This window comes from Gallintestinimicrobium sp., assembly GCF_046968865.1.
Taxonomy (GTDB): Bacteria; Bacillota; Clostridia; order Lachnospirales; family Lachnospiraceae; genus Gallintestinimicrobium; species Gallintestinimicrobium propionicum.
Map to the genome: position 1 here is coordinate 75,943 of NZ_JBKVPW010000013.1, position 24,019 is coordinate 99,961.

A 24,019-nucleotide genomic window follows, 5' to 3' on the forward strand; every position below is an offset into this window, starting at 1 on the left:
CAGAGTGGGAGGTTTCAATGAGAAATTATTATTGCATGAATCCGATCGCACAGGTCGGACTCGATAATTTTTCGAAAAATTATATCAAAACAGACGAAATTACAGAAGCAGAAGGCATCCTGGTTCGAAGCGCATCGATGCATGATATGGAGCTGCCGGATGGACTTTTAGCGGTTGCAAGAGCAGGAGCTGGCGTCAACAATATCCCGCTGGAGAAATGCGCGGAAAAAGGTATCGTCGTGTTCAATACACCGGGTGCAAACGCAAACGGCGTAAAAGAGCTGGTCATTGCCGGAATGCTTTTAGCAAGCCGTGACGTCGTATCGGGCATCAACTGGGTGAAAGAAAATCAGGAAGATGAAAATATTGCGAAGGATGCGGAGAAAGCGAAGAAGAAGTTTGCCGGTACAGAGGTGATGGGCAAGCGCCTCGGTATCATCGGACTGGGTGCGATCGGCGTCAAGGTTGCTAACGTGGCGCGTCATCTCGGAATGGAAGTGCTCGGCTATGATCCGTATGTATCGGTCGATGCGGCGTGGAAGTTAAGCCGCGACGTCAGACATGTGCTGGATGTCAATGAAATCTATGAGCAGTGCGATTATATCACAATCCATGTGCCACTGATGGACAGCACAAAAAATATGATCAGCGCAGAAGCTATCTCCCGGATGAAGGACGGCGTGATTTTGTTAAACTTTGCAAGAGATCTGCTGGTGGATGAAGAAGCTGTGTTAGACGGAATTACCGCCGGAAAAATCCGCCGCTACGTTTCGGATTTCCCGAATCCGGTCACGGCAGGAAAGCCGGGCTGCATCGTCATCCCGCATCTGGGCGCTTCGACCGAGGAGTCGGAAGAAAACTGTGCGGTTATGGCAGTCAGACAGCTGCAGGAATATCTCGAAAACGGAAATATTCTCCACAGCGTCAACTTCCCGGACTGCGATATGGGTGTGTGCACGGCAGAAAGTAGAGTCGTGATTTTCCATAAGAATATCGCAAACATGATCGCGAAGTTCTCCTCCGTCCTCGGCTGGAACAACTTAAACATCGCAAATATGATGAACAAATCCAAAGGCGATGTTGCATATACGATGGTCGACCTGGAGTCCCCCGTAAGCGGCAGTATTGTCAATCAGTTAAAGACGATCGACGGCGTGTTCCGCGTGCGGGTGGTGAAGTAAAACGCAGGCGTTCTGTAACGGAGAGTCACAGACCCCGGAGAAAGGCAGTATGGTGCCAGTCTTCGGGGTCTTTTCTGTATGGTACTGTGGGTATATTCTGTGTTTGAGCGTGCGATCCGTGCTGCGTTTGCACAAGATATTTATTTCTGTCCCTGTGCCGGTGTGTTCTGTGCTGCCAGCTGTTTTTTAAACAGGGTGCGGAAAATCAGGCGGGAGAGCGGTCCGCAGTAGAACATCTGCCAGAAAAATGCCATCGGCAGGTTGCAGCCAAAGGTGTGCGCCCATGTGCCGAAGCTGGGCTCCTTGAACAGCAGGGTAGCGACGAGACTCATGATCGGACACATGATGCAGATGATCATCAGGGAAATCGCGGGGGACTGCCGTGCAGTACACCGCTTAGACATTTTCCCTTGCCTATTGTGCCCGGGAAGGGTAAAATAAAAATAAGAGGAGCGCGGCAAAAGCGTCAGGCAGGAGGGTATCGAATGAACGAAAAACTGTATAGGCTGATGAACTGGCCTGAAATAGAGGCAATTATTTATTCTGAGGAGGACGATCCGCACCGGCTTTTGGGACCGCACCGGGAAGGCAATGCGACGGTGGTGCAGGCATTTTATCCGGGCGCTGTTTCGATGGAACTGAAGCTGCCCGGTCAAAAGACCGTGGAAATGGAGCAGGCGGACGAGGCTGGCTATTATGCCGCACTGGTTGGCGGTAAGGAAATCGGAAGCTATACATTAAAGGCTTCTTTGGAAGATGGCACAACAGAAGAATTTGAAGATCCCTATCGGTTTGCTCCGGTCATTACCAAAGAGGATACGGCGCGGTTTGCGGCAGGAATCCATTATGAAGCTTACCGTATCCTTGGTGCGCATATGATGACCATCGACAAAACCCAGGGCGTGCATTTTGCAGTCTGGGCACCGAATGCGCTGCGGGTCAGTGTTGTGGGAGATTTTAACCATTGGGATGGACGCAGACATCAGATGCGCCGCCTGTGGGATTCCGGTATTTTTGAAATTTTTATTCCCGGAGTTAGAGAGGGCGAGAATTATAAGTTTGAGCTGAAATTAAAGGGCGGTCTGACTTACCTGAAGGCAGATCCCTATGCGTTTGGACAACAGCTCCGCCCGGACACGGCATCTGTTGTTCGCAACATCGATGGCTTTGCCTGGGAAGATGAAGCATGGATCTTGGCACGAGAAAAAAGCTGTCCTGAAAAAGAGCCGATGAGCGTTTATGAAATGTATCTGGGCTCCTTTGCAAAGCCCGAGGATGGCCGCAGATATTATAACTATCGGGAGTTTGCACCGAAGGTTATTTCCTATGTGAAGGAAATGGGCTATACCCATGTGGAGCTGATGCCGGTTATGGAGCACCCGCTGGATGGATCCTGGGGCTATCAGGTCATCGGCTATTATGCGCCGACTGCACGTTATGGCACACCACAGGATTTTATGTATTTTGTCAACGAGCTGCACAAAGCAGGAATCGGCGTGATTCTGGACTGGGTTCCGGCCCATTTTCCGAGAGATGCTTATGGACTGTCCGGGTTCGACGGGACATGCCTGTATGAGCACAAAGACCCGAGACAGGGGGCGCATCCGCATTGGGGAACGCTGATCTATAATTACGGCAGACCGCAGGTAAGCAACTACCTGATTGCCAATGCGCTTTACTGGGTGGAGCAGTTCCATGCAGACGGAATCCGGATGGACGCGGTCGCTTCAATGCTGTATCTCGATTACGGAAAGCAGGATGGCGAATGGATTGCCAACATGTACGGCGGCAATGAAAATCTGGAAGCGATCGAATTTTTAAAGCATACAAACAGCATGATTCAAAAACGCGGCAGGGGCGCGGTTACGATCGCGGAGGAATCCACAGCATGGCCGAAGGTGACGGGCGATTTAAACGATGGTGGTCTTGGCTTTACGATGAAATGGAATATGGGCTGGATGAACGATTTCCTCGACTACATGCAGTATGACCCATATTTCCGTGCGTATCATCACAACGATCTGACGTTTTCGATGGTTTATGCGTATTCCGAAAAGTTCATGCTCGTGTTATCCCATGACGAGGTTGTTCACGGCAAAGCGTCGATGCTTAGCAAGATGCCGGGAGAGGAAGCGGACAAATTCGCGAACCTGCGCGCAGGCTACGGTTATATGATGACGCATCCGGGCAAGAAGCTTTTGTTTATGGGACAGGATATCGCAGAGTACGACGAGTGGAACGAAGAGCGGGGCGTGGAATGGGAACTGCTAAAATATGATTATCATGAGCAGATACGCCGGTTTGTGAAGCGGTTAAATGAGCTGTATCGTAAAAACCCTGCGCTGTATGCGGAAGACGACAGCTGGGACGGCTTCGAATGGATTGACTGCATTGATGCAAACGAATGCACGCTTTCCTATCTGAGAAAGAGCGACAAAGAGGAAGAGACGCTTTTGGTATGCCTGAACTTTGCAAATGTGGACAGACCGGAGTATCGGGTGGGTGTACCTTTTGAAGGAAAATATACGGAAGTTTTAAACTCTGACGATATCGCCTTTGGCGGAAAAGGAAGAATTAACTCCTATGTACTGGAAGCGGAAGAAGTCGCATCCGACGGCAGGGAAAATTCGATCCTGATGCATCAGGCGCCGCTGTCTGTGAGCATTTTTGCCTATACGCCTTACACGGACGAAGAAAAAGAAGAGCGCAGAAAGATCGCCGAGGCTGCCCAAAATGCGGCGGAAGAGGCTGCGAGAAAAGCTACAGAGGAAGCTGCGAAAAAAGAAGCAATCGCTAAAAAAGCAGCGGAGGAGGCTGCAAAGAAGGAAGAAGCTGCGAGAAAAGCTGCAGAAGAGGCAGCTGAAAAGGAAGCGGTGGCAAGGCAGGCAGCAGAAGAGGTCGTAAGAAAAACGGCTGCTGCCAAAAAAGCGGTGGAAGAGGCTGCGAAGAAAGCAGCTGCCATGAAAAAGAAAACCCTGAAGGAAGAGCTGACCGAAAAGGCAGAGCAGGCGGACAGCGCGATTCTTGAGGGAAAAGAAAAAGAAAAGCCTGCACGCCGCACGACCCGCAAAAAGACAGCGACCGCGAAGGCTGTCGCACCGAAAGAGCCGACGGCTAAGAAGCTTGCGTCTGTAGCTAAGAAGTCTACCTCTTCCGCGAAAGTGACGAAAGGAACCAAAGCATGAGGAAGGTGCTGATGTCCGGCGCAGCATTTTTGACATCCTCTGTGACGCTGACAGGCGAGGAGATAGAAAGCCTTGCACCGGACGAATCCTTAAAGGATATGGAAAAACAGCTGAGCCTGCTGGAACGCTACTTAAACGAGCTGCCGGACAAGCTTCTGGGGCTTGGCGTCCGCACGGTGCTGGCGCTCATCCTGTTTGTGATCGGCAGCAGACTGATTGCGATGATCCGGCATTTTTTCAGACGGGCGATGGAGCGTTCCAGCGCGTCGGAGGAAGCGGCGCAGTTTCTGGACTCCTCGATTAAGTTTGTTTCGTATACGATTCTGGTGTTCATGATTCTGCAGCTGTTTGGTGTGGAGGCAGCAAGCATTGCGACGGTGATCGGTTCGGTCGGCGTAACGATCGGTCTGGCGATCCAGGGAAGCTTAAGTAACTGTATTGGCGGAATCCTGATCATGATGCTGAAGCCGTTTCATGTCGGAGATTATATCATCGAAGGGGGAGGTAACGAAGGGATTGTTCAGCAGATATCTGTCTTTTATACGAAGCTTGCAACCTATGATAATCAGATTATTCTGATCCCGAACGGAAACCTCGCAAACAGCAGCCTGACGAACGTGACGGATGAGGCGGAACGGCGTGTGGATTTGAAAGTCGGAATTTCGTATGATTCTGATATCCGCAGCGCACGGAAAGCAGTGCAGGAAATTGCGAAGAAAAACCCGTATGTGCTTCCGGAACGGGAGATCACAGTCAACGTAGACGAACTGGCAGACAGCAGTGTTGTCCTTGTTGTGAAATTCTGGGCGAAGAAGGAAAACTACTGGCAGGCGCGCTATACGATGCTGGAGGATATCAAATACGGCTTCGATGAAGCGGGCATCCGCATTCCGTATCCGCAGATGGATGTACATCTGGAGTCCGGGACTTGACTTACAAGAAAATCCATGTATAATTATTCCATATCTGCATAGAGCAGAAAAAGTCGGCGTGCGAGCCTTATCGCCCGCCGCTTTTTTTCCTCTTTACGCACCGGCTTGAGCGTATACATAGCCTGCCGGGGCAAAAGGTGGATACAAAGCTCGTTTGAACGGGCAATTTCACAGATGAAAGGAGACAAACGTAAAAAGTATGATAAAAGAACTGATGAAGTCGATCAGGGAATACAAGCGCGATTCGATCCTGACACCGATTCTGGTATCTCTGGAAGTGGTCATGGAATGTATCATCCCGTTTGTAGTCGCTCAGCTGGTCAATGAAATCAAAGCCGGAAGCGGTATGGGCGTCATTTCACGGTATGGTCTGATTCTGGTGGTGATGGCGCTTATGTCCCTCGCATTCGGAGCCGGAGCCGGTTCGGTCTGCGCGTCCGCGTCCTGCGGATTCGCCAAAAACCTGCGCAAGGATATGTTTTACCGGATTCAGGATTTTTCCTTTGAAAACATCGACAAATTTTCTACCTCGTCTTTAGTGACGAGAATGACGACGGACGTTATGAACGTCCAGCTGGCATTTATGATGCTGATCCGACTTGCGATCCGCAGCCCGCTGATGTTGATCTTTTCCTTTACGATGGCGTTTATTATGGGCGGAAAGATGGCGCTGATCTTCCTGGTGGTCATCCCGATTCTGGGGATCGGACTGTTTGCCGTGATCCATAAGGTAGGCCCGCTGTTTAAACGGGTATTCCGTAAGTACGACGCTCTGAACAATTCGATTCAGGAAAATGTCAAGGGCATGCGCGTGGTAAAATCCTTTGTGCGCGAGGAGTACGAAAAAGAAAAATTCCATCATGCGGCAGAAGAGGTTTGTCAGGATTTCACCCGCGCGGAGAAGATTCTGGCGATCAACAGCCCTCTGATGCAGTTTTGCCTGTATGTGGTTATGATTTTTGTCCTGTCCTTTGGTTCTTATACGATCATCACGAGCGGTGGTCTGGATCTGGACGTCGGACAGTTTTCTGCCCTTTTAGTATACAGCTTCCAGATATTAAATAGCCTGATGATGTTCTCGATGGTATTTGTCATGGTGACGATGGCTGCGGAATCCGCACAGCGAATCGTGGAAGTGTTAAAAGAGGACAGTACGCTGACAAGTCCTGCAGACCCGGTGGAGGAAGTGGCAGATGGTTCGATCGATTTCGACCATGTCAGCTTCAAATATTCTCTGCAGGCGGAGAAGATGGCGCTTGCCGATATCGATCTGCATATCCGTTCCGGGGAGACGATTGGAATTATCGGTGGTACCGGTTCTTCGAAGTCTTCCCTGATCCAACTGATTTCCAGACTTTATGACGCGACAGAGGGCGTTGTAAAGGTTGGCGGAAAAGACGTCAGAGAATATGATCTGGAAGCGCTGCGCAACCAGGTAGCAGTTGTATTACAGAAAAATATTCTGTTTTCCGGAACGATCAAGGAAAACCTGCGCTGGGGCAACCAGAACGCGACGGATGAGGAATTAAAGGAAGCATGCTGTCTGGCGCGGGCGGATGAATTTATCATGCAGTTCCCGGATCAATACGATACGCATATCGAACAGGGAGGCAGCAATGTGTCCGGCGGTCAGAAGCAGAGACTTTGTATCGCAAGAGCGCTGTTAAAGAAGCCGAAGATCCTGATTCTCGACGATTCGACCAGTGCGGTGGATACCAAGACGGACGCACAGATCCGCAAGGCGCTGCGTGAGTACATTCCGGAAACGACCAAGATTATCATCGCACAGAGAATTTCCTCCGTGCAGGATGCGGATCGGATTCTGGTCATGGACGGCGGTACGATCTGCAATATCGGCACCCATGAAGAGCTTCTCAAGACGAGCGAGATTTACCGGGAAGTATATACTTCCCAGAACAAGGGAGGTGATTCTGATGAAAAATAAGGGACAGGCGAAAAAAGGAACGATGAAGCGTCTGATCAGGATGCTGTTCGAGTTTTATCCGGTACTTCTGCCGTTAGTTTTGGTCTGCATCGTACTGAATGCGCTGATCAGCTCGATTCCCGCTATTTTTCAGCAGAATATCATCGCAGTGGTCGAGCAGTACTGGCAGACGAAGGACTGGGCGGCGGCAGCGCCGACGGTGACCAGACTGGTCCTCATCCTGGTTGTACTGTATGCGCTGTCTCTGGCAGCAGGCTATGCGTATTCCTATGGAATGGCGATTATCACGCAGGGCTCCCTGAAGAAGATGCGGGAAAAGATGTTCAACCGCATGCAGGATTTGCCGATCAAGTATTTTGATACACATAACCACGGCGATATCATGAGCTATTATACTAACGATATCGACACGCTGCGCCAGCTGATTTCTCAGAGTATTCCGCAGCTGTTGATTTCCTGTATCACCGTGGTTACGATTTTTTCCATCATGCTGTATTACAGCATGTGGCTGCTTTTGGTCGTGCTCTGTGGCGTTGCACTGATGTTTGTCGTTACCAAAAAGGTCGGCAGCAGCTCGGCACATTTTTTCTTAAAGCAGCAGATCGCAGTCGGCAAGACAGAGGGCTTTGTGGAAGAGATCATGAACGGACAGAAGGTTGTCAAGGTGTTCAGTCATGAGTCCGAGACAAAAAAGGATTTTGACCGGGTCAACGACGAGCTGTTTGAAATGTCCTGTCAGGCAAACCGTTATGCGAACATGCTGATGCCGATTCTGATGAATATGGGCAATATCCTTTATGTTGTCGTAGCGCTTGCTGGCGGCATGTTGTTATTGTCCGGCGCACCGAACTTGAGTTTGTCAGGCATGGCACTTTCCATCAGTATTACCGTACCTTTTTTGAATATGACAAGACAGTTCTGCGGCAATATCGGACAGGTGTCCAATCAGGTCAACTCAGTTGTCATGGGTCTTGCGGGGGCAGATCGTATTTTCAGCCTGCTGGATGAAGAGCCGGAGACAGACGATGGCTATGTAACCCTGGTCAATGCAAAAGAAGAAAATGGTGAACTGGTCGAATGCAGCGAGCGTACAGATATCTGGGCATGGAAGCATCCGCACAGCGCGGACGGCAGTGTGACCTATACGCGTCTGACGGGCGACGTGCGCCTGAAGGATGTGGATTTTGGTTACAATCCGGATAAAATCGTCCTGCATGATGTCAGTCTGTACGCAGAGCCCGGACAGAAGGTGGCGTTTGTAGGCGCGACCGGCGCCGGAAAGACGACGATCACAAACCTGATCAACCGGTTTTATGATATCGCGGACGGCAAAATCCGTTATGACGGAATTAATATCAACAAGATAAAAAAAGCGGATCTGCGCCGTTCTCTTGGCATTATTCTGCAGGATACGGTGCTCTTTACCGGAACTGTCATGGAAAATATCCGCTATGGCAAGCTGGATGCGACAGATGAAGAGTGTATCAGGGCTGCAAGGCTTGCGGGTGCGCATGATTTCATCACACGTCTGCCCGAAGGCTACCAGACGGTAATCGACGGTAACGGATCGAATCTGTCCCAGGGACAGAGACAGCTGATTTCGATTGCGCGTGCTGCAGTTGCAGATCCGCCGGTTATGATTATGGACGAGGCGACATCTTCGATCGATACCAGAACAGAGGCGATTGTGCAGAAAGGTATGGATGCGCTGATGCACGGACGAACCGTATTCGTTATCGCACACAGACTGTCCACAGTTCGGAATTCCGATGTGATCATGGTTCTCGAGCATGGACGGATTATCGAGCGCGGCAGCCATGATGAGCTGATCGCGCAGAAAGGAAAGTATTATCAGCTTTATACCGGCGCATTCGAGCTGGAATAAAGTGTAGTATGAGACTGCGCAGCTTCTTTTGCGCATGAAATAGCGCTCCCTTTGTAGCTGTCTGTAAACAGATTTTTATGCGAGCATAAAATCTGTTCGCGGACAGCTACAAGTGAATTGGGAAAACAAAAAGGCACTGGAATACCAGTGCCTTAAACAATAGAATGCTCGCAGAGCGTGCATTCTATTGTCATGAATTAAAATTCCTATAAAGAAAAGCCGGAAAAGGGACTCGAACCCTCGACCTACTGATTACGAATCAGTTGCGCTACCAACTGCGCTATTCCGGCAGAACTCCAACAATAGATATTATACTGATGTTTCATCGGTTTGGCAAGTCTTTTTTGAAAAAAGTTTCGTCTTGACAGCATTTCTGAATTGTGGATAATGTAAGGAAGAGTAAAAAAGTAAATAAACTCGTAAATGAAAGGCCGGTTACGCGGCAGAATGGGAGGAAGCATGACAGCTTATAAAGACAGAAGCAAAGAAGAGTTACTGCAGGAAAAGAGTCAGCTGGAGGCTCAGTATAAGGAGTTCCAGGGTAAAGGACTGAAACTGGATATGTCCCGCGGTAAACCGAGCGCAGCGCAGCTGGATCTTTCCATGGGTATGATGGATGTACTGGACAGCTTTACAGATCTGAAGTGTGAGGCAGGAATTGATTGCCGTAACTATGGTGTTATGGATGGCATCCCGGAAGCAAAGCGTCTGTTGGGAGAACTGATCGAAGTGCCTGCAGATAATATCATTATCTACGGCAACTCCAGTCTGAATGTAATGTTCGATGTAGTGAGCCATGCATTCACCCACGGTATTATGGGGATGACTCCCTGGCATAAGTTAGACAAGGTAAAATTCCTCTGCCCGGTTCCAGGCTATGACCGTCATTTTTCGATTACAGAATATTTTGGCGTAGAGATGATCAATGTTCCGATGACTCCCCAGGGCCCGGATATGGATCTGGTGGAAAAGCTGGTCAGCGAGGATGAAGCCATTAAGGGTATCTGGTGCGTACCGAAGTATTCCAACCCACAGGGCTACACCTACTCTGACGAAACTGTCCGCAGATTCGCTGCCTTAAAGCCTGCGGCAAAGGATTTCCGTATTTTCTGGGACAATGCTTACAACGTACATCATCTGTATGACGAGCCTCAGGATGTTATCCTGGAGCTGCTTTCCGAGTGTGAAAAGGCTGGCAACCCGGATATGGTTTATAAATTCAGCTCCACCAGTAAAATCAGCTTCCCCGGTTCCGGCGTCGCTGCAATTTCTGCTTCCAAGGCAAACCTGGATGATTTAAGAACACATCTGACGATTCAGACGATCGGTCACGATAAGTTAAATCAGCTGCGTCATGTGCGTTACTTTAAAGATATCCACGGCATCGAGACGCAGATGAAAAAGCATGCAGAGATTCTGCGTCCCAAATTTGAAGCAGTACTGGAAATCCTCGACAGAGAGCTGGGGGATCTGGAGATCGGTACCTGGACAAAGCCTCACGGCGGCTACTTTATTTCCTTTGAATCTCTGGACGGCTGTGCAAAGGCGATCGTTGCAAAAGCAAAGGAAGCCGGAGTTGTCATGACCGGTGCCGGGGCAACCTACCCTTATAAGAAGGATCCTCATGACTCCAACATCCGTATCGCCCCTTCCTTCCCTCCGATCGACGAGCTGGTTCAGGCAACGGAGCTGTTTGTTCTGTGTGTAAAGCTGGTAAGTGTAGACAAGCTTCTGGAAAACATGTAAAATAGCACAATAGAATGCACGGTGCATGAGGCTTCTATTGCCATGAATAATGATGCGCGCCTGAGATTGTAGCAGCTGGGCGCGCATTTTTATCATATAGGAAACTTTGTTTCTATACGATTAAAACGCTTCGCGAGGATGTGCACTCGGCGCAAGGGTAGATGGCTGCAAAAGCAACAATAGAATGCACACTCTGCGAGCATTCTATTGTCATGAACCAGAGTTTTTGTAGGGGGATCAGGATGTCACAGGAGGAACAGACAATAAAGCTGGATCAGCGGGATGTGCTGGACGCAGCGATGACAGCAGGGCATATTTTGCTGGAAAACGGCGCGGAAATATTCCGTGTGGAAGAGACGATCGACCGGATCTGTCATCATTTCGGCGTACAGTCAGAAAACGCCTTTGTACTCAGTAACGGCATTTTTCTGACGTCCGGAGATGAGCATGAAAAACGCTTTGCCCGGGTGGAGCATATTCCAGTTCGCGGTGCACAGCTTCATCGGGTTGCGGCGGTCAATCAGCTCTCACGGGAAATAGAAGAGGGAAAATACACACTGCCGGAAATCCGGGAAAAGCTGGAACAGATCCGAAATGCGCCGGGCGCTTCCAAAAGGGCGCTGGTGCTGATGTCCGGTCTTGGCAGCGGCTGTTTTTGTCTGATGTTCGGCGGAATGTGGCAGGACTGTGTCGCAGCCTTTGTGATCGGGTGTCTGCTGTATCTGTATTTGCTTTGGTTAAACGGCAGATGCTCTAAAATTGTGGAAAATATCGGCGGCGGAATCATTATTACGGTGTGCAGTCTTTTGTTTATCCATATGCCGTTCGGAATGGATATGAGCCATATGATCAGCGGTTCCATCATGCCTCTCGTGCCGGGACTCGCATTTACGAACGGAATCCGGGACATCGCGGACGGCGATTACATTTCCGGGACCGTCCGCATGATCGACGCGGTGCTTGTTTTTTTGTCTGTGGCGGCAGGCGTCGGCTGTGTGCTGAGCATTTATCATCATCTGACGGGAGGTGTCATGCTGTGACGGATTTGCTTCAGATTCTTGCGGCTGGAATCGGCACGGTCGCGTTCGGCGCGTTATTTGGCGTGCCTTCCAAATATTATCCCTACTGCGGTCTGATCGGTGCGTCCGGCTGGGCGGTCTATGTTTTTTTGTGGATGCGGACGGGCTTTTGGTCGGAAGCGGTCGTTGTCTTTTTGGCGACAGTGCTGGTTATTCTGATGTCCCGTTTTTTTGCCGTGCGGGAGCGTTGCCCGGTGACGATTTTTTTAATCTGCGGCATTTTACCGCTCGTGCCGGGAGCCGGAATATACTGGACGTGCTATTACCTGGTGACGGGACAGCTGGGCGAAGCTTCTACCCGCGGATTTTCTGCCCTCAAGGCGGCGGTTGCGATTGTGCTTGGAATTGTGTTCGTATTTGAAATTCCGCAGCGTTTCTTCAAGGGAAAGGCGGTCAGAAAAAATGACAAACTGTGAAGCGTGCGCTTATTACAGCTATGATGAGGATTATGAATGTTATATCTGCGAAATGGATCTGGACGAGGACGAGATGCTGAAATTTTTGAGCAGCACGTTTGATGCCTGTCCCTATTACCGTTCCGGGGATGAATACAGTGTTGTGCGGCACCAGATGTGACGGCGCATGGGAAATATCGTTTTTTAAATCTGGACGTCACTCGCTTTCATTAAATTTTTATATCCCAATTATAATCAATTTATAAAATTGGAGAATCCGCTTGACGGGTTCTCTTTTTTCGTGCTATCATCCAGACACATACAGAGCAGGAGCTCGGAAAGTTCGCCCCATGCAGAAATAGCAGGAGGCAATATCCTTTCGGAACGAAAACGTTCCATTTCTTTTGCAGATAGCCGATTGGGTCTGCAGTCTTTTTCAAACAATAGAAGATCCCCGGACGGGATGCTATTGTTTTCAGAAATTGATTTTCGTTTTTCAACGACAGTTTCCAGAGTTAAAAAATCAAACAGACAGTCAGATTTTGCTGTCAGACAGGAGGTTTATGCAAAAGCAGACACTCCTTGGACGCGCAAACCGGGTGAGGGACAAGCCTGAGTTCTACCCTGTTGGTTCACGTCATTTCGTCCGGCTGTTTTCGACGTATCCTTCCGATACATCCGTCGGACGTCGTCTTGTGGGAGGAGAAAAATCCCATGCAATCAAACAATTCTAAAAAGACCTTTCGCCCTGAAACAGAGGAAAAAGGCAGAAAAAGAAATTCCCAGAAAAAACAGGCAGCTGCAGCGGGCGTTGCGATGACGGCGATTGCCGTGATTTTACTCGGTGCAGGAATCGGCTATTCCGTGCAGAGGGCGGGAAAGACCGAGAGCATTTCCCTGGAGGAAATGCAGAACAGTGTGAGCAGCGCGCTGAAAGGAGAGATGGAATCGGCGGCAACGAGTCTGGAACAGTTAAACCAGAATATTGCCGACAATCAGAAAAAGCTTGACGAGGTCAATGCACAGCTTGCGCAGCGCGAGGAAAGTCTGCTGCAGGTAGAAACGATTCAGCACAGGCTGGAAGAAAATGCGTCCGGGATGACCGGAAAAGTGACCGATCTGGAAAAAACGACCCATACGAAGGTAAATGAAATCCGGACGGATATGGAGAGTATCCATACAGATGTCACAAAGACGTTGGAAGAAATTTCCAGAATCATGCAGGAAATGGATGCCCAGAAAAAACAGGACAATACCGATCACAAAGAATCCATAACGGAGATCAACAGAATCAACGAGTCGGTGCAGTCTGTCAATCAGACCGTGTCCAGGCTGGAGGACCGCCTGAACACCTCTTATGAGAACCTGAAAAATCTGGTGCAGGAAGTCCGCACAACAGAGGAGAAGAACCGGGAACTCTGGACACAGGAACAGACCCAGCTGACCGAGCAACAAAAGCAGCTGTTAAAAGAGGTTGAGGAAAGCAGACAGGAAACAATCAGAAGTCTGGCTTTAGTTGAGAGCAATTTAAAAAATATGCTGGAATCCGATATGGTGCAGATTACAGCTGCCTTTGGTTCGCTGACAGCAGAGCTGCAGACGAGAGTGCAGGAGCTTTCTGCCCTTCTGGAAAACAGAATGAACCGGGTTGACCAGAATTTAAGCGGACTGGACAAAAACGTGACCGGGCTCGGCAACAATATTTCCGGTTTAAGCGAGAATGTGAACGGCCTGAATGAGAACGTTGACGGCGTTGGCAAAAATGTGGAAAGCTTGTTTACGAGAATCGGTGAGATGGACAACGGGATGCAGACGAACCTGACGACGCTGCAGCAGACATTTGCCAAGCAGTTCGGAGATCTGAATGTATCTGCCGGACAGAATACGGAAGAGTTGAAATCCTATCTGGAGGAGTTAAACAACGGCCTGAAACAGGATATGAATCAGGTTTTTACATCTGTGAGTAATGGTAAGAAAAAGCTGGCGTCCGCATTGCTCACAAAAGGAGTTTCCACAAACGAGGACGCAACATTTGCCCAGCTGGCGGAAGCAATTTTAAACATTGACCAGAAGCTCGTCATTGGCGTGGAAGAGATTCCGGGTACGATCCGTTATCAGTATCATTATCATGTGGATGTTTCCGGCAACCAGCCGCACACGGAAAAGAGCGATACGGCAGGGGGTTGCTATACCGGGACACATGGCCATGTGCATAGCGTGGAGGATGGCTGTTACAAAGAAGAATCCTACCATGTTCACCGGGATGACTGCTCTGGCTATCCGGTCTGGGTGGACTGGGCTCCTGGCGTGGAACCTTACTGGGGGTTTATTTATACCTGCGGGGAGCCTGCAAATGCGACCAGAAGGGTGCTGATCTGCAGCAAGCAGGCGGGTTCAACCGATTACTATGTACCGTCCTGTGGTTTGGCAGATGGTCAGATCATCGGAGCGGAAATTGTGTACGATCAGGCGCATGCGCAGGTAAAAGCACAGGAGGAACAGCAGTGCAGAGATGAGCTTGTGAGACTTGCCCTTTCGATGCAGCCTGCCCTTGGAAGCAATACATCTGAAACAGAACAGATCGGAACGGACGCAGACAACATTCCGCCAGCACCGGAGCAGATCGCAGCCGAGGCGGAGCGGAAACGTCAGGAGGAAGCTGCGGCAGAAGCAGAGCGGCGGCAGGAAAGCGAGGGCGAAGTAAAGACAGAAGCAGACCGGCGCCAGGAAAGCGAAGGCGAAGTAAAGACAGAAGCAGAGCGGCGGCAGGAAAGCGAGGGCGAAGCTGCAGCAGATGCAGACCGGCGCCAGGAAGCTGGAGGTGCATCGAAGTCAGACAGCAGCACAGACAATGTGGGCACATCCAAAGGGGCAGACGTAGATCGGCGGGAGGAGAGTGCAGACACACCGAAGTCAGACGGCAGCACAGAAAATGTGAATACAACCGCCACGTCCGCTACAGACAGTCAGAAAATATCTGAGGCATCCGAAAATTGATAAAAGAATTGCATAATGACTCTCTTTCTGCTAAAGTAAAGTTTAAACCAAAGTAAAGGGAGATCATAATATCATGGGAAGTAATGGAGTCATGCTGCTGATTATTATTATCTGTGTCATCCTGTCCGGATATTTTTCAGCAACAGAGACGGCTTTTTCAGCAATCAACAGAGTCAGAATCCGCAATCAGGCAGAAAAGGGAAACAAGAGGGCAGCACTGGTGCTGCAGCTCTCTGACAACTACGACAGCCTGTTGTCGACGATTCTGATCGGTAACAATATTGTCAATATCGGATGTTCTTCTCTGGCGACAATTTTATTTGTAAAGCTTCTTGGAGAAGAGATGGGCGCGGGAATTTCCACGCTGGTGATCACCGTTGTGGTATTGATTTTCGGTGAAATTTCGCCAAAGAGCATCGCAAAAGAATCCCCGGAAAAATTCGCTATGTTTTCCGCACCGATGATCAATGGGCTTCGGATCGTTCTGACACCGATCAACTGGATGTTCGGGCAGTGGAAGAAGCTGTTGTCCTGTCTGTTTAAAACGTCCGGCAGTCAGGGTATTACATCGGAAGAACTGTTTACGATCGTAGAGGAAGCGCAGGAAGAGGGAAGCATTGATAAAGAAGAAGGAAGTCTTCTGCGCAGCGCATTGAGCTTTGACGATCTGGAGGCGGGAGATATTCTGACCCCACGGATCGATATGGAAGGAATCCCTGTGGAAAGTACCCAGGAGGAAGCTGCAGAAGTATTTGCAAATACCGGCTATTCCAGACTTCCGGTTTATGAAGAAACATTGGATCATATCGTCGGCATTTTGTACCATAAGGATTTTTATAATCGGGTTTACGGGACGGATACGAGCATCCGGGAAGTGATGCGTCCGGCACTGTTTACGACAGCAAACCAGAAGATCGATGAGCTGATGCAGGAGCTTCAGAAAAAGAAACTGCATATCGCGATCGTTTTGGATGAATTCGGCGGGACGGTTGGCCTGATCACGCTGGAGGATATCCTTGAAGAGCTGGTGGGCGAAATCTGGGACGAACACGACGAGGTCGTTCAGGAGATCGTGCAGATTTCTGAGCGCGAATATAAGTTCAGCGGACGGGCGAGCGTGAAGAAGCTTTTCGACCTGATGGATGAGGAGGATGAATCCGAGGCGGCGACCGTAGGCGGCTGGGTTATGGAACAGTTAAAGAAAATCCCTGCGGTTGGGGACAACTTCGACTATAAAGGTACCCATGTGGAAGTAACTGAGATGGAAGAAAAGCGAGTATTATCCGTGCACGTCATCCTGCCGGAAGAGGAGAAAACGGAGTAAACACGCGCTTCCCACAAAAAGAGACTTCCTGAAGGAGATTTTCTGACAGGGAGCGCTGTGCGCGGCAAAAAGAAGACAACAGGCATCCGGAACGCTGTTTGAAGCAGCGAACTTCCGGATGCCTGTTTTAACTTATAGAAAAACACTTTGCACAGTCCTACACTTTTTTCTTATAACAGTGCTCTGCAAACTGCAGCAGCTGATAAAGCCCCATCGCAATGATACACAAAAGCAGGATGGATGTAATGAGCATATCCAGCTGCAGTACCTGGCTTCCGTAGATGATCAGATAGCCGAGCCCGCGTCTGGCAGCGAGAAATTCGCCGATAACGACGCCGACTAACGAAAGCCCGATATTGACTTTCATATTGCTTAAAATGACCGGAATGGAAGCGGGCAGGACAACCTTGAAAAAGCAGTCCCGTCTGGTGCCGCCGAGCGTTCGGATCAGGAGAAGCTTTTCAGGATCTGCCTGCAAAAATCCGGTATAAAGGTTGATGATTGCACCGAAGATGGCGACGGAAATGCCGGCGGCGATGATCGTATCCATGCCGGTGCCGAGCCAGACGATTAAAAGAGGGGCGAGCGCGGATTTCGGGAGACTGTTTAAAACGACGAGAAACGGCTCCAAAATTTCAGACAACCGGCGGCTGTACCATAAAAGCGTGGCGGCGGAAAGGCTAACGAGGGCGACGAGAAAAAAGCTGATGACCGTTTCAGTCAACGTGATACCGATATGGGTAAACAGGGAACGCTCGGAAACCATGCGGACAAAGCAGGCGACGACACGGGAGGGACTGGAGAAAAAGAAGCTGTCGATGATATGGAAGTCTGCGAACAACTCCCAGACTGTCAGGAAAAGAAGCAGCATAAAAATCCGGGCAAAGTGGACGAAATGATGATGGCGTCTGTGAGCAAGCAGGAAAAGCTGCTGGTCGGACAGTGTTTGGTCAGTTGTTTTCATTGGACAGTTCCTCCCAGATCTGATTAAAAAGCTGTCCGTATTCCGGCGCGCGCCGTGCGGCAAGCGGCGAATGGTCTGCGGCAGTCAGGTGAATGGGAAATTCTGCTTTGACACGGGCGGGGCGGGCAGACAGGATGAGAACGCGATCGGCGAGGCTGATAGCTTCTGCAAGATCGTGAGTGATGAGAATGACGGATTTTTCTGCCTTACGGATCATGGCAGCAATATCGGCGGAAACGGTCAGCCGGGTCTGGTAATCCAGCGCGGAAAACGGCTCATCGAGCAACAGGATATCGGGCTCGAGCGCCATCGTGCGGATGAGGGCAGCCCGTTGGCGCATGCCACCGGAAAGCTGAGACGGCTTTTTATATTGAAATTCCAGAAGCCCGTAGTCGGAGAGCATCCTGCGAACGCGTTCCAGGTTCCTGACGGTATCCTTGTGGGCGATTTCCAGTCCGAGCGTAACATTTTGCCAGACGTTTCGCCATTCAAATAAAAGATCGTGCTGCAGCATGTAGCCGATGCCGGGCTGATGACCATTTTCCCCATAAAACGTGATGCCGCCGCTGCCCGGGGTGAGCAAGCCGGCGATCAGGGACAAAATCGTGGATTTGCCGCAGCCGCTGGGACCGACAATCGCCAGAAATTCTTTGCGGTAAAGGCAGAAGGAAACCCGATCCAGGGCGGGCGTTTCGCCGTTTAGGGTGTGGTAGGAATAGGACAGTTCCTGTGCTTTTAAAAGGACAGAGTCCATAAGCTTTTCCCTTCTTTCTGGCAGGATTGCCCTGAAACTGGGTTCTTTTGCAGGCTATCCTGACATGATCTGCTTTATCATATGCGGAAGCTGCTGCAGTTGCGCATCGATGTTGCATAGCAATGACATAGCTGCCCTGTGGATTCGACAAAATATTTTTACTTTATTGCAATAAAGTAAAAAATATGATACTATCTGATATAAATCTGAAATGGAAACACAATTTCCAATCGGATGAATGGCAACAGCCATCAACCGGAGCAATCTGGATGAAAACAGGAGAGGAGAATTGAAAAAATGAGTGAGAAGCTGAAAGTTGGCATTCTGGGTGGAACTGGCATGGTAGGTCAGCGGTTTATTTCACTGCTGGAAAACCATCCCTGGTTCGAAGTGGCTGCCATTGCAGCAAGCCCCCGTTCCGCAGGCAAGACCTACGAAGAGGCAGTCGGCGGCAGATGGAAAATGGACACACCCATGCCGGAAGCGGTAAAGAACCTGATCGTATTAAACGTTAACGATGTGGAGCATGTAGCATCTCAGGTTGATTTTGTATTCAGCGCTGTCGATATGACAAAGGACGAGATCAAAAAGATCGAGGAAGCCTATGCAAAGACAGAAACACCTGTTGTTTCCAATAACTCCGCACACCGCTGGACACCGGATGTCCCGATGATGGTTCCGGAGATCAATCCGGAGCATGCGGCAGTTATCGAATCTCAGAAAAAAAGACTCGGTACCAAGAGAGGCTTCGTTGCTGTAAAACCGAACTGCTCGATTCAGAGCTATGCGCCTGTCCTGACTGCGTGGAAAGAGTTCGAGCCCTATGAAGTGGTTGCTACGACCTATCAGGCGATTTCCGGCGCGGGTAAGACCTTTGCAGACTGGCCGGAGATGGTGGGAAATATCATCCCTTATATCGGCGGCGAGGAAGAGAAGAGCGAAAAGGAGCCGCTGCGTCTTTGGGGCAAAGTGGAGGGCGGCGTGATCGTTCCGGCACAGAGTCCGGTTATCACCTGCCAGTGTATTCGTGTGCCTGTTTTAAACGGACATACCGCAGCTGTGTTTGTGAAGTTTAAGAAAAAGCCTACCAAGGAAGAGTTAATCGACCGTCTGGTTCATTTTTCCGGCGAGCCGCAGAGACTGGAGCTTCCCAGCGCGCCCAAGCAGTTCATTCAGTATCTGGAGGAGGATAACCGCCCTCAGGTTGCTCTGGATGTCAATTATGAAAACGGCATGGGAATTTCGGTTGGCCGTCTGAGAGAGGATACGGTTTACGACTGGAAGTTTGTTGGCTTATCCCACAATACGGTCCGCGGAGCAGCGGGCGGCGCAGTGCTTTGTGCAGAGCTGCTCAAAGCACAGGGATATATCACAAAGAAATAAAAGAGAGACATACAGCAGAAAACGACGGGAGGTAGAAGCTACCTCCCTTTCGCTGCTTTGCAGGACAGAGGTGTATGGCAAAAAAGTTATTTATCGCAGAGAAACCGAGTGTGGCCCAGGAGTTTGCAAAAGCGCTGAAATATCAGATGAGCCGCAGGGATGGTTATCTGGAATCGGAAGAGGCGATTGTGACCTGGTGCGTTGGTCATCTGGTTACGATGAGCTATCCGGAAGTGTACGATATCAAGTATAAAAAATGGTCGGTCGATACGCTGCCGTTTATCCCGGAAACTTTTAAATATGAAGTGATTTCGAGCGTCAAAAAACAGTTCGATATCGTCAGCTCGCTGTTGAACCGTCCGGACGTCGATACAATTTACGTCTGTACAGACTCCGGGAGAGAGGGAGAGTATATTTACCGACTTGTGGAGCAGGAAGCGAACATTCACGGAAAAAAGCGCCGCAGGGTCTGGATTGATTCTCAGACGGAGGAAGAGATTTTGCGCGGGGTGCGGGAGGCAAAGGATTTGTCAGAATATGATAATCTGGCGAACGCAGCTTACCTGCGCGCCAAGGAAGATTATCTGATGGGCATCAATTTTTCCCGTGCGTTGACTTTAAAATACGGCAACCATGTCAAAAACTACTTGCGCCGCGACCGTGCAGTGATTTCAGTTGGCCGTGTAATGACCTGTGTATTGGGCATGGTCGTCAATCGGGAACGCGAAATCCGTTCGTTTGTAAAAACGCCTTTTTACCGTGTGACGGGAGCCTTTGGGATTCCGATGGGCGACGGAAAGGAAAAGCCGTTCGAGGGAGAATGGCGCGCAGTAGAGGGAAGTGCCTGGAACCTTTCGCCGCTTTTATATAAAGAAAACGGATTTTCGGAAAAAAAAGATGCCGAGGCATTGATGGAAAAGCTGGGTGCAATTTTGCCGAGCGGCGCGATGTCCTCTGGATTTTCAGGCGCTTTTCTGGAAAAATGTGAAAAAAAGAAAGAACAGAAAAATCCGCCGCTGTTATATAATCTGGCGGAGCTGCAAAATGATTGCTCCCGGATGTTTAAGATCAGTCCGGATGAAACGCTCAAAATCGCGCAGGAGCTTTATGAAAAAAAACTGACGACCTATCCGAGAACGGATGCTCGTGTTTTATCCAGCGCAGTTGCAAAGGAAATCCATAAAAATATCGGCGGACTTCGCAATTTCGCTCCGGTCAGCGCATACGCAGTGCAGATTCTGGAAGAAAATAGTTATCAGAAAATTGCAAAAACCCGTTATGTCAACGACAAACAGATCACGGATCACTATGCGATTATCCCGACCGGACAGGGCTTTTCGGCGCTGCGGAGTCTTTCTCCCGCGTCGGCAAAGGTCTATGAAGTGATTGCAAGACGTTTCCTGAGCATCTTTTATCCGCCGGCGATTTCCCAGAAGGTATCGCTGACGGTGCTTGTAAAATCGCAGCAGCTGCCGCAGGGTGAACGCTTTTTTGCTTCGTTTAAGGTGCTGACGCAGGAAGGGTATCTGGGCGTCAGCCGCCCATCCTTTTTCAGCTCCAAAAAAGAAGAAAAAGAGGAGAAAAACGGAGAGGAAGAGGAATTTTCCTGCGACGAGGCATTTTTAAAGGTGTTACAGACTATGAAAAAAGGAGAACAGCTTCCGCTGCATTCTCTTTCTATCAAAGAAGGCGAAACCTCGCCGCCGAAGCGCTATAATTCCGGCTCGCTGATCCTGACAATGGAAAATGCGGGACAGTTCATTGAGGACGAAGAGCTGCGGGCACAGATCAAGGGCAGCGGCATCGGAACCTCTGCGACGCGTGCGGAAATCTTAAAAAAGCTTGTCACGATCGAGTATCTGGCGTTGAATAAAAAGACGCAGACGATCACGCCGACGCTGATGGGCGAAATGATTTACGATGTGGTTTCAGATTCGATCCGACCACTGTTAAATCCCGCGCTGACTGCCAGCTGGGAAAAAGGGCTGACCGGTGTTGCGGAGGGGACGATTACATCCGGAGAATATATGGATAAACTGGATGATTTTGTACGCAGGAGGACGAATATCGTTAAACAGCTGCATAATCAGTCCATTTTATATCAGCAGTTCGATGCGATAGCCGGTTTTTACCAGAAAAAAGAAACCGCACCGGCTGTCAAAAAAGCAGGAACAGCAAAAAAAAGGACAGAAAAGAAAGAAAATGCAGAGGGCTAGTGCTTTTCTGCAAAACGTTCGCCGCATTCAGACGGCAGAAACAGGAGGAAAAAGAAGATGGAAGCAATGAAGATCAGAAACCTGTACAATCTGGAAGAAACAATCGCTGCACCGCTTTTGGAGCAGTATGAGTATCCGTGGGAGGTTCTGCCCTATATCAAGGAATTCATCAAAGCACTCGGGAACGCTCTGCCGGAGGATCGCTTCGAAAAAAGAGGAGAGGATATCTGGGTGGCAAAAAGCGCGACTGTTGCGCCGACTGCCTGCTTAAACGGTCCCTGTATCGTGGATGAGGAAGCGGAAATCAGACATTGCGCGTTTGTCAGAGGCAGCGCAATCATCGGAAAAGGCGCAGTTGTCGGTAATTCTACCGAGTTAAAGAACGTCATTCTGTCCAATAAAGTGCAGGTTCCGCATTATAATTACGTCGGGGACAGCATTTTAGGTTATAAGGCACATATGGGTGCAGGTTCCATCACTTCGAATGTAAAAAGCGACAAGACTCTGGTTGTTGTCAAATCTGCAGAAGAAAACATCGAAACCGGTCTGAAAAAATTCGGCGCGATGCTGGGCGACTGCGTGGAGGTCGGCTGCAACAGCGTGTTAAATCCGGGAACGGTAATCGGAAGACATACGAACGTTTATCCGCTTTCGCGGGTGCGCGGATTTATTCCGGAAAACAGTATTTTCAAAGATCAGGAACATATCGTATTAAAGGAAGACAGGGGCTGACCCCTGCCTTTTCTTTTTTAAATTTAATTGTGCTTTTTTGAAAGTTGATTCCATGCCCGCATGAAAATCGGCTTTCAGGCAAGCAGGAAGGGCGCATGGGAACGATTGTGATAGCAGAATAGAAAAAATGCTTGACGAAGCAGTGCCTGCGGTGTATAGTTTACTCAATGGATTAACGCTTGCACGCGTTAAAGCGTAAAAAGTGATTATGAGGAGGAACGAAAAATGAAAAAGTTAGCGGCAATTTCCCTTGTGCTGGCAATGACCGCGGCATCTTTGGCTGGCTGCGGCTCGACAGCAAACACTGCAGCACCGGCAGAAAGTGAAGCGGCAGAAACCCCTGCAGCAACAACAGAGGAGACAACAGATACAGCAGCGGATACGGTAGCAGCAGATGGCAAGGTGTATAACATTGGTATCTGTCAGCTGGTACAGCACGAAGCGCTGGATGCAGCAACCCAGGGCTTTCAGGATGCACTGACAGAACTGCTGGGTGAGGAAAATGTGAAGTTTGACCTGCAGAATGCTTCCGGCGATTCCGCAACCTGTGCAACGATCGTCAACCAGTTTGTATCTTCTGATGTTGACCTGATTCTGGCAAATGCAACGGCCCCTCTGCAGGCAGCAGCGGCAGCTACCAATGAGATCCCGATTCTGGGAACCAGCGTTACAGACTATGCGACAGCACTTTCCATCGATGACTGGACAGGCGTAACCGGCACAAACATTTCCGGTACTTCCGATCTGGCTCCGCTGGATCAGCAGGCGGACATGCTGCATGAGCTGTTTCCGGATGCAAAAAATGTCGGCATCCTGTACTGCTCCGCAGAACCTAATTCCGCATATCAGTCCCAGACTATTCAGGGATATTTAAAGGATTACGGCTATGAATGCACAGAGTACACCTTCGCAGACTCCAACGATATCGCGTCGGTTGTAAACAATGCGATTGCAACATCTGATGTCCTTTATATTCCTACCGACAATACAGCAGCATCGAACACCACGATTATTCAGAACATCTGCCAGCCTGCAGGAATTCCGATCATCGCAGGCGAGGAAGGTATCTGCTCCGGCTGCGGCGTAGCAACCCTGTCCATCAGCTATTATGACCTTGGCTATAAAACCGGCGAAATGGCATATGAAATTCTGGTAAACGGTGCAGATGTATCTCAGACAGCAGTTGAGTTTGCTCCGAATGTAACCAAGAAATATAATGCAGCAAACTGTGAGGCACTCGGTATTACCGTGCCGGATGATTATGTGGCAATTGAGTAATCGCAAGTCACTGTGAGGGTTTG

At 49.6% G+C, this 24,019-nt stretch carries 19 protein-coding genes and 1 tRNA gene; 16 read left to right on the forward strand and 4 right to left on the reverse strand.

Going from position 1 to position 24,019, the window contains the following annotated elements:
• The first annotated feature begins 17 nt into the window (after positions 1-17).
• Positions 18-1,181, forward strand: a complete 1,164-nt coding sequence (locus tag ACLTOQ_RS11835; RefSeq protein WP_412319512.1) for a 3-phosphoglycerate dehydrogenase family protein — start codon at positions 18-20, stop codon at positions 1,179-1,181.
• A gap of 140 nt (positions 1,182-1,321) precedes the next feature.
• Here the strand turns inward: ACLTOQ_RS11835 and ACLTOQ_RS11840 are convergent, their stop codons facing one another.
• Positions 1,322-1,585 carry a hypothetical protein gene (locus ACLTOQ_RS11840; RefSeq protein ID WP_412287215.1) on the reverse strand — a complete coding sequence of 88 codons (264 nt, stop codon included), beginning with the start codon at positions 1,583-1,585 and terminating at the stop codon, positions 1,322-1,324.
• An 81-nt stretch (positions 1,586-1,666) separates the two neighbouring features.
• On the opposite strand from ACLTOQ_RS11840, the gene glgB reads away from it, so the two are divergent.
• The 4 genes from glgB (at position 1,667) to ACLTOQ_RS11860 (ending at position 9,128) form a co-directional block, all read left to right on the forward strand.
• Positions 1,667-4,366, forward strand: coding sequence for a 1,4-alpha-glucan branching protein GlgB (gene glgB, locus ACLTOQ_RS11845; protein WP_412319513.1), 2,700 nt, complete (start codon positions 1,667-1,669; stop codon positions 4,364-4,366).
• A complete protein-coding gene (locus tag ACLTOQ_RS11850) occupies positions 4,363-5,298 on the forward strand; it encodes a mechanosensitive ion channel family protein (protein WP_412287213.1) in 936 nt (311 codons plus the stop codon). Before glgB ends, ACLTOQ_RS11850 begins: the two co-directional genes overlap by 4 nt.
• 199 nt (positions 5,299-5,497) lie before the next feature.
• Entirely contained in the window at positions 5,498-7,243 is a 1,746-nt protein-coding gene (locus tag ACLTOQ_RS11855; RefSeq protein WP_412287212.1) for an ABC transporter ATP-binding protein, read from the forward strand.
• On the forward strand, positions 7,233-9,128 hold the full coding sequence (locus ACLTOQ_RS11860; RefSeq protein WP_412319514.1) for an ABC transporter ATP-binding protein: 1,896 nt from the start codon (positions 7,233-7,235) through the stop codon (positions 9,126-9,128). The genes ACLTOQ_RS11855 and ACLTOQ_RS11860 overlap by 11 nt, the downstream gene beginning before the upstream one ends.
• Positions 9,129-9,345: 217 nt before the next feature.
• Here ACLTOQ_RS11860 and ACLTOQ_RS11865 read toward each other — a convergent pair.
• Positions 9,346-9,418: transfer RNA gene (locus ACLTOQ_RS11865), tRNA-Thr, on the reverse strand.
• 169 nt (positions 9,419-9,587) lie between these two features.
• Here ACLTOQ_RS11865 and ACLTOQ_RS11870 point away from each other — a divergent pair.
• The 7 genes from ACLTOQ_RS11870 (at position 9,588) to ACLTOQ_RS11900 (ending at position 16,669) form a co-directional block, all read left to right on the forward strand.
• Positions 9,588-10,874 (forward strand): aminotransferase class I/II-fold pyridoxal phosphate-dependent enzyme, encoded by a 1,287-nt coding sequence (locus tag ACLTOQ_RS11870; RefSeq protein WP_337562398.1) that lies wholly within the window; start codon positions 9,588-9,590, stop codon positions 10,872-10,874.
• Positions 10,875-11,116: 242 nt separating this feature from the next.
• A complete protein-coding gene (locus ACLTOQ_RS11875; RefSeq protein ID WP_262585714.1) occupies positions 11,117-11,914 on the forward strand; it encodes a threonine/serine exporter family protein in 798 nt (265 codons plus the stop codon).
• Positions 11,911-12,369 (forward strand): threonine/serine exporter family protein, encoded by a 459-nt coding sequence (locus ACLTOQ_RS11880; RefSeq protein ID WP_021914633.1) that lies wholly within the window; start codon positions 11,911-11,913, stop codon positions 12,367-12,369. The genes ACLTOQ_RS11875 and ACLTOQ_RS11880 overlap by 4 nt, the downstream gene beginning before the upstream one ends.
• Complete coding sequence (locus tag ACLTOQ_RS11885; protein WP_021914632.1) at positions 12,356-12,529, forward strand: DUF6472 family protein; 174 nt, start codon at positions 12,356-12,358, stop codon at positions 12,527-12,529. The genes ACLTOQ_RS11880 and ACLTOQ_RS11885 overlap by 14 nt, the downstream gene beginning before the upstream one ends.
• Before the next feature lie 382 nt (positions 12,530-12,911).
• The gene (locus tag ACLTOQ_RS11890) at positions 12,912-13,082 is read left to right on the forward strand and encodes a hypothetical protein (protein ID WP_412319516.1); all 171 of its coding nucleotides are present in this window, start codon (positions 12,912-12,914) and stop codon (positions 13,080-13,082) included.
• Positions 13,063-15,345 carry a hypothetical protein gene (locus ACLTOQ_RS11895; RefSeq protein WP_337598188.1) on the forward strand — a complete coding sequence of 761 codons (2,283 nt, stop codon included), beginning with the start codon at positions 13,063-13,065 and terminating at the stop codon, positions 15,343-15,345. Before ACLTOQ_RS11890 ends, ACLTOQ_RS11895 begins: the two co-directional genes overlap by 20 nt.
• A 73-nt stretch (positions 15,346-15,418) precedes the next feature.
• A complete protein-coding gene (locus ACLTOQ_RS11900; protein WP_021914630.1) occupies positions 15,419-16,669 on the forward strand; it encodes an HlyC/CorC family transporter in 1,251 nt (416 codons plus the stop codon).
• Positions 16,670-16,826: 157 nt separating this feature from the next.
• Here ACLTOQ_RS11900 and ACLTOQ_RS11905 read toward each other — a convergent pair whose 3' ends face one another.
• Positions 16,827-17,633, reverse strand: a complete 807-nt coding sequence (locus tag ACLTOQ_RS11905) for an ABC transporter permease (protein WP_412319517.1) — start codon at positions 17,631-17,633, stop codon at positions 16,827-16,829.
• Complete coding sequence (locus ACLTOQ_RS11910; RefSeq protein WP_337426291.1) at positions 17,620-18,387, reverse strand: ABC transporter ATP-binding protein; 768 nt, start codon at positions 18,385-18,387, stop codon at positions 17,620-17,622. The genes ACLTOQ_RS11905 and ACLTOQ_RS11910 overlap by 14 nt, the downstream gene beginning before the upstream one ends.
• Before the next feature lie 297 nt (positions 18,388-18,684).
• On the opposite strand from ACLTOQ_RS11910, the gene asd reads away from it, so the two are divergent.
• The 4 genes from asd (at position 18,685) to ACLTOQ_RS11930 (ending at position 23,996) form a co-directional block, all read left to right on the forward strand.
• Complete coding sequence (asd, locus tag ACLTOQ_RS11915; RefSeq protein ID WP_337598776.1) at positions 18,685-19,770, forward strand: aspartate-semialdehyde dehydrogenase; 1,086 nt, start codon at positions 18,685-18,687, stop codon at positions 19,768-19,770.
• A gap of 74 nt (positions 19,771-19,844) precedes the next feature.
• Complete coding sequence (locus ACLTOQ_RS11920; protein WP_337598774.1) at positions 19,845-21,986, forward strand: DNA topoisomerase; 2,142 nt, start codon at positions 19,845-19,847, stop codon at positions 21,984-21,986.
• 57 nt (positions 21,987-22,043) lie between these two features.
• A complete protein-coding gene (locus tag ACLTOQ_RS11925) occupies positions 22,044-22,718 on the forward strand; it encodes a hypothetical protein (RefSeq protein ID WP_021914625.1) in 675 nt (224 codons plus the stop codon).
• A gap of 225 nt (positions 22,719-22,943) precedes the next feature.
• Positions 22,944-23,996 (forward strand): ABC transporter substrate-binding protein, encoded by a 1,053-nt coding sequence (locus tag ACLTOQ_RS11930; RefSeq protein WP_337622700.1) that lies wholly within the window; start codon positions 22,944-22,946, stop codon positions 23,994-23,996.
• The last annotated feature ends 23 nt before the right edge of the window (positions 23,997-24,019 follow it).